At 50.5% G+C, this 1,528-nt stretch carries 2 protein-coding genes; one reads left to right on the forward strand and one right to left on the reverse strand.

All coding sequences use genetic code 11. The features are described 5' to 3' along the window. Nucleotides 1–322, forward strand: a 322-nt coding sequence (locus tag ACP5J3_RS14495; protein ID WP_428496326.1) for a hypothetical protein, incomplete at its 5' end; no start/stop codon positions are given. Here ACP5J3_RS14495 and ACP5J3_RS14500 read toward each other — a convergent pair. Continuing rightward, a partial coding sequence (locus ACP5J3_RS14500; protein WP_428496327.1) for a phosphoadenosine phosphosulfate reductase family protein occupies nucleotides 319–1,528 on the reverse strand: 1,210 nt, incomplete at its 5' end. The genes ACP5J3_RS14495 and ACP5J3_RS14500 overlap by 4 nt on opposite strands.

A 1,528-nucleotide genomic window follows, 5' to 3' on the forward strand; every position in this document is an offset into this window, starting at 1 on the left:
GCTTTACGGGAGGGTGGAGTGGGTTTTGCTGAGAGATGAGGAGGTGTTTGGCGAGAGGTGTCCCGGCGTGTGTGCTGTGGTGACTCCTATAAATGCTAATCTGCGTTTTCAGTTTAGGCTGTTTAAGAGGTGGGCCGAGCTTTACGGCGTGGAGGAGGCTGTTTTGACGGAGATAGGCGCCGATTTGACGCATATAGATCTGGGGACTATTCACAGTCTGCACATGGCGCTGAAGTACAAGCCCGAGGATCTGCCGGATGACTTATTCTCGATGGCTAGGCGTAGTGTAGAGGAGGCGTGGAGCGAGGCTTTGGGGGGCTAGCCAATAAGTTGCTGTAGCATCTCCTCGGCGCTACGCGTAGCGAGTGTTGTGTAGTCTAGAGCTCTTACTCTCTCTAGTATTTTGTCGATGTACTGACGTAGTAACTCACTTTCAATTTTTCTTAGTCTCCTCATGCCTATCCACCTATCTGTCCTATCATACTGTCTGATTACTACGTCTGCTGATTCGGCATCCACTTCATAGAATATCTCCCGCATGCTCTTCTCGCCTAGCTTTACTTCGTCGAGGGCGTAGAAGCGGTGTCCGCTTTTCTCCTCCACAATCGGTGCTAGGTGGTAAATTATGGAACGGGCTAGGGGGGTGAGCGGCCCCAGCTTACTGTATCCGCCACTGGTTGTTTTTGGCACCCTCATTTCTTTGAGATCTGAGACTGCCTTGTATATCAGCCTGAGCGCCTCGACATAGGCGTAGTTCTTATCGCCGAAGAAGAGACCTGAGTGAATCTTTACCAGTGTGCAGTGCCAACAGCCAAATCGGCCTCCTGGCGCTATCAGTGTCTTGGTATCTAGGCCATAGAGTCTTATTAGCGGCGTTATGTCGAATTCCTTCTGGTGTAGGAGGAACCTCCAGACATCTTGCGTCGTCCAGAATCTGATAGGGGCTATTTTCGGTACCTCGCCGTTTAGTGAGAAGTAGGCTCCGAGGCAGGTGCCGGGGGCGCAGCTACCAAAGCTTTTTTTCATAGAGGCGGCTCTGGCTCCGCTTTCTTCATCGCGTTGTCCTGTGACGATTATGGCGTTTTCTAGCTTCTTCACTTCGTTGGTCATAGGCTCTAGTTTGAGGTGGTCGACACACCACCTGAATCTGAAAGTGGGAGCTGGGTAGCCCCTAACGAATACTCTCCAGAAGAAGGTCTTGGTGATTTCGGGGGTTACGAAGCGTACGGATATGTCGACATGGCGCCGTATCTTCTCCGTATAGGCTTGTGTGAAGTATCTAACCCATGCTTCGAGCGCGTTGACCTCGCTTAGTGTGTCGTTGTAGAGGAGCGTTACTTTTATGCTTGGCTTGGCTTGCTCGACCCATTGGTATAGCAATATGGCCACGGCCGTGGAGTCCTTGCCGCCGGAATACGCAACTACGAAATGGCGATATTTTTTGGCGGCCTCTTCGAACACCTTGTAATTTTTAAAATTCCTCAGAAGAGCGATCTTCATACATGAATAAAGAAATGCCTTTAAATCA

This window comes from Pyrobaculum sp., from assembly GCF_049971835.1.
Lineage (GTDB): Archaea > Thermoproteota > Thermoprotei > Thermoproteales > Thermoproteaceae > Pyrobaculum.